General features: G+C 71.5%; 3 protein-coding genes. 2 read left to right on the top strand and 1 reads right to left on the bottom strand.

Annotation, left to right across the window (positions count from 1 at the left end; all coding sequences use genetic code 11):
* On the top strand, window positions 1-1,118 hold a 1,118-nt coding region (locus tag QZW52_RS18530), incomplete at its 5' end, for a penicillin acylase family protein (RefSeq protein WP_294001486.1).
* Window positions 1,115-3,418 (top strand): molybdopterin-dependent oxidoreductase, encoded by a 2,304-nt coding sequence (locus tag QZW52_RS18525; protein ID WP_294001484.1) that lies wholly within the window; start codon window positions 1,115-1,117, stop codon window positions 3,416-3,418. The genes QZW52_RS18530 and QZW52_RS18525, both read left to right, overlap by 4 nt.
* Here the strand turns inward: QZW52_RS18525 and kynU are convergent.
* Window positions 3,411-4,706 carry a kynureninase gene (kynU, locus tag QZW52_RS18520; protein WP_294001481.1) on the bottom strand — a complete coding sequence of 432 codons (1,296 nt, stop codon included), beginning with the start codon at window positions 4,704-4,706 and terminating at the stop codon, window positions 3,411-3,413. The genes QZW52_RS18525 and kynU overlap by 8 nt on opposite strands.
* Between the last annotated feature and the right edge of the window lie 141 nt (window positions 4,707-4,847).

The following is a 4,847-nucleotide window of genomic DNA, read 5'->3' as shown; positions in this document are numbered from 1 at the left end:
ACACCATCGCCGCCGACCGCCACGGCCACGCGCTGTACGCCGACCTGAGCGTGGTGCCCGATGTGGATGCGGCCTTGCTGCAACGCTGTGCGCCGAGTCCGCAGGCGGCCGCCCTGCGCGGCCCGGCCGGCTTGTTCGTGCTCGATGGCAGCCGCAGCGCCTGTGGCTGGAACCTGGATGTCGCCTCACCCGTGCCGGGGCTGATCCCCCGCGAGCGGATGCCGGTGGCCGTGCGCCGCGACTGGGTGCAGAACAGCAACGACAGCTTCGTCTACACGCACCCGGCGCAGCGGTTCGAGGGCATCTCGCCGCTGGTCGGCGATGCGCAGGTCTCGCGGCCCCGCACCCGCGCCAGCCTGACCGAGATCCCCGCGATGCTCGCCGATGGCAAGGTCACGCCTGCCGGCCTGCAGAACCGGCTGTTCGGCGACCGGAACTACATCGCCGGCATCACCATGCCGGACTTGCTCGCCGCCTGCGCCCTCACCCCGCCAGCCGATGCCGCCGCCCGCGACGGCTGCACGACGCTGCGCGGCTGGAGCCGTACCAACGAAGGCGACGCCCGCGGCGCCCACCTCTTCCGAGAGTTCTGGCGCACGGCACGGGCGATTCCGAACGTCTGGCGCGTGCCCTTCAACCCGGCGCAGCCGATCGACACGCCGATGGGGCTGAAGATGGAAGACGAGGCCACCGCCGCCAAGGTCTGGACCTCGTTGGCCGATGCGGTCACGCTGGTGCGCAAGGCGGGTTTTGCGCTGGATGCACCGCTGAACACGGTGCAGCACGCCGCCACCAGCACCGAGCGCATCGGTCTGCATGGCGGCGACGAGTTCGAGGGCGTGCTCAACAACATGGGCAACGTGGCCGGCGCGCCGATCAACGCCCAGGGCCTGCCGATCGACTACGGCACCAGCTACGTGCAGACCGTCACCTTCGACGCCCGCGGCCCGGTGGTGCAGGCCATCCTCACCTACGGCCAGAGCACCGACCCCGCCTCGCCGCACTCGAATGATCAGACGCGCCTGTTCGCGGCGAAACGCTGGCCCGTGCTGCCCTTCCACGCCGACGACGTGGCGCGCGCCCAGGTTGGCGAAACCCTGAAGCTCACCCGGCCATGACCCAAGACACCGCTCAGCCCACGGCGCACCGCACCGCCCACCGCATCTGCCCCCTGTGCGAAGCCTGCTGCGGCCTGGTGCTCGACATCGCCCGCGACGCGCAGGGCACCGAGCACGTCGCCACCGTCCGCGGTGACGACGCCGACCCCTTCAGCCGCGGCTACCTCTGCCCCAAGGCGGTGGCGCTCAAGGACTTGCACAGCGACCCGGACCGCCTGCGCCAGCCGCTGATCCGCCGCAACGGACAGCATGTGCCGGCGGGCTGGGACGAAGCGTTTGCCGAAATCGCCCGTGGCCTCGGCGACGTGCAGGGCCGCCACGGCAAGGGCGCGGTCGGCATCACGCTGGGCAACCCGATCGTCCACAAGTTTGGCCTCACGCTGACGGTGCCGACGCTGGTGAAAGCGCTTGGGACCAAGCACGTCTACTCGGCCTCCACGCTCGACCAGATCCCGCGCCAGCTCGCCTGCGGGTTGCTGTACGGCCACTGGTTCAGCGTCCCGGTGCCCGACATCGACCGCACGGACTGGCTGCTGGTGATCGGCGCGAACCCGGTGGCGAGCAACGGGAGCATGTGGACGGTGCCGGATTTCCGTGGGCGGGCCAAGGCGTTGCGGCAGCGTGGCGGGCGGCTGGTCGTCATCGACCCGCGCCGCACCGAAACCGCCAAGGTCGCCGACGAGTACCTGCCGATCCGGCCCGGCGCGGATGTGTTCCTGCTCGCCGCGATGGCGCACACGCTGTTCGAGGAGGGGCTGGTGCGGCTCGGCTCGGCGTCGGCGGTGGTGAGTGCGGCGGATGTCGAGGCGGTGCGTGTTGCGGTGGCGCCGTTCACGCCGGACGCGGTGGCCGAGCGTTGCGCGGTCCCGGCCGACACGATCCGGCGTCTGGCCCGCGAGCTGGCTGCCGCGCCGCGGGCCGCCGTCTATGGCCGCATCGGCACGAACGGGCAGACCTTCGGCACCTTGTCGGCGTGGCTGATCGACGTGCTCAACGTGCTGACCGGCCGGCTTGATGCGGAGGGCGGCGTGATGTTCCCGAAGGCGGCGGCGCTGGCGGCGAACACGATGGGCCAGCCGGGCATCGGGCGCGGCGTCGGCACGGGTCGGCACCACAGCCGCGTGAGCGGCGCGCCCGAGGTCATGGGCGAATGGCCGATCACCTGCCTCGCCGAGGAGATCGAGACGCCAGCCACCTCGCCCGAGCAACCGGCGGTGAAGGCGCTGATCACGGTCGCGTCCAACCCCGTCTTGTCCGCGCCGGGCAGCCCGCGGCTCGCGGCGGCGCTGGACACGCTCGATTTCATGGTCAGCGTGGACATCTACCTGAACGAGACGACACGCCACGCGAATGTCATCCTGCCCGGCCGCTCGCCGCTGGAGGATGGGCATTTCGATGTCGCCTTCGGTCAGTTGTCGATGCGCAACCATGCGCGCTACAGCCCGCCGGTCGGGCTGGAGGCGTCGGGGCAGCCGGCGGAGTGGGAAATCCTGCTGCGCCTGAGCGAGATTGCGCAGGGGCGCGGGTCGGGTGGCGTGGTCGATGTGGCCGCGCTGGACGATCGCCTTGCCCGCCAGGAGGCCGAGCGGTTTGCCGGGGATCTGGCGGACCAAGCCTTCGCCGAAGCGTCGCGCTGGCGCGGGCCGGAGCGGCGGCTGGATCTGGCCTTGCGCGCCGGGCCGCATGGGGACGGTTTCGGGCGCCAACCGGGTGGCGTGCGGCTGGCGGCGCTGGTCGATGCGCCGTCGGGACTCGATCTCGGTGCGCTGGAGCCGCGTCTGCCCGAGGTCTTGCGCACGCCCAGCGGTCGGGTCGATCTGGCCCCGCCGATGCTGCTGAACGACCTGCCGCGCGCACTGGCCGCGCTGCACGAACCCGCGCCGCCGCTGGTCATCATCGGGCGGCGCGACGTGCGCTCGAACAACTCGTGGATGCACAACCTGCCGACGCTGGCCAAGGGGCCGTTCCGCGGCGCGGCACAGGTGCATCCGGTCGATGCGCAGCGGCTGGGGCTGACCGATGGCGGGTCGGCGCGCATCCAGTTGGCCGATGCGGGAGACCGCCCGGATCGGCACATCACCGTGCAGATCCACGTCGATGACGGCGTGATGCCGGGTGTTGTCTGCCTGCCGCATGGCTGGGGGCATGACCTGCCGGGGACGCGGTTGGGCGTCGCGGCCGAACGACCAGGGGCGAACCTGAACGCGGTGCTGGACGAGCGGCTGCGGGATCCGCTGTCGGGGAATGCGGTGCTGTCGGGGGTGGCGGTCGTCGTGGAGGCGCTGTCCGCGCTCAGGTGACGGCCGCACGCTGGTGGAACCGCCCTTCCCGCCACTCCCCGCTGTCCAGCACCTGCCGCAGATGCTCCACCGCATCCCACACCTCGACAAACCGCAGCGTCAGCGGCGTGAACCCGAAGCGCAGGATGCCCGGTGCCCGGTAGTCGCCAACCACGCCACGGGCGATCAGCGCCTGCACGATCGCGTAGGCGCCCTCCTCGCGGTGGAGGCTGACCTGGCTGCCGCGCTCGGCGGGATCGACGGGGGTGTGCAGCGTCAAACCATGCCCGGCGCAGCGCGTTTCCACCAATTGCCGGAACAGCGCCGTCATCGCCAGTGACTTGGCGCGCACCGCGGCCATCCCGCCGTGCGCCTCGGCGGCGAGCACCGTGTCCACCCCGCATTCCAGCGCCGCCAGCCCGATCGGCGACGGCGTGCCGCACAGAAACGCCTTCACGCCCGCCGCCGGTTGGTACGCCGGCGTGAACGCGAACGGCGCCGCGTGGCCCATCCAGCCCGCCAGCGGCTGCCACACCGCCTGCGCCAGATGCCGCGCATGGCACCAGAGAAACGCCGGCGCGCCGGGGCCGCCGTTGAGGTACTTGTAGCCGCAGCCGATCGCGAAGTCCGCGCCGCAGCCGTTCAAGTCCACCGGCACCGCGCCCGCCGAGTGCGCCAGATCCCAGACGACCAAGGCACCTGCGGCGTGTGCGGCGGCCGTTAGCTCGGCCATCGGGTGCATCCGACCGGTGCGGTAGTGGACGTGGGTGAGCAGCAGGACGGCGAGTTCGTCCGCGGCCGGGCCGGTGAGCTGCGCGGCGATGGCGTCGGTTTCGACCAGCCGCAGCGTGAAACCGTGTTGCCGGGCGAGGCTCTCGGCGATGTAGAGGTCGGTCGGAAAGTTGTCGCGCTCGGAGACGATGACGCGGCGCCGGCTGTCCGCGCCGTCCCGTGCCCGCACAGCGGCCAACGCCACGCTGAGCACCTTGTACAGGTTCACCGAGGTCGAATCCGCCGCGATTACCTCGCCGGGCGCCGCGCCGACCAGCCGCGCGATCTTGTCGCCGATGCGCTGCGGTGCGTCGATCCAGCCGGCAGTGTTCCAGCTCTGGATCAGGTCGCGGCCCCATTCGCGGCGGACCACGTCCTGCACGCGGTCGGCGGTCGCCTTGGGCAGCGCACCGAGCGAGTTGCCGTCCAGGTAAATCACGCCGGGCGGCAAGTCGAATTGATCGCGCAGCGGGGCCAGTGGATCCGCGGCATCCAGCGCAGCGCAGGCGTCTCGGGTGGCGAGGTTGTTCTTGTTCATGCACGGACTCCCAGAGCCTGCCCGACCCAGCGGGCGAGGTCGCCGTCCGGCGTCTCGAAGCCGTGGATGGCGTTGTAGTGGTGGGCGTCGGGCACTGCGGCGAGTTCGGACGTGTTGCCAGCCGCCTGCCAGGCGTCGTGG

This window comes from Sphaerotilus sp., assembly GCF_013299175.1.
GTDB lineage: Bacteria > Pseudomonadota > Gammaproteobacteria > Burkholderiales > Burkholderiaceae_C > Sphaerotilus.
Note: the sequence above shows the minus strand (reverse complement) of the source record. Positions and strands in the feature narration are given on the sequence as shown.

Excerpts from the sequence above, each read along its gene's own strand:
- QZW52_RS18525 (WP_294001484.1), top strand. The coding sequence starts at position 1,115 with ATGACCCAAGACACCGCTCAGCCCACGGCGCACCGCACCGCCCACCGC.
- kynU (WP_294001481.1), bottom strand. The coding sequence starts at position 4,706 with ATGAACAAGAACAACCTCGCCACCCGAGACGCCTGCGCTGCGCTGGAT.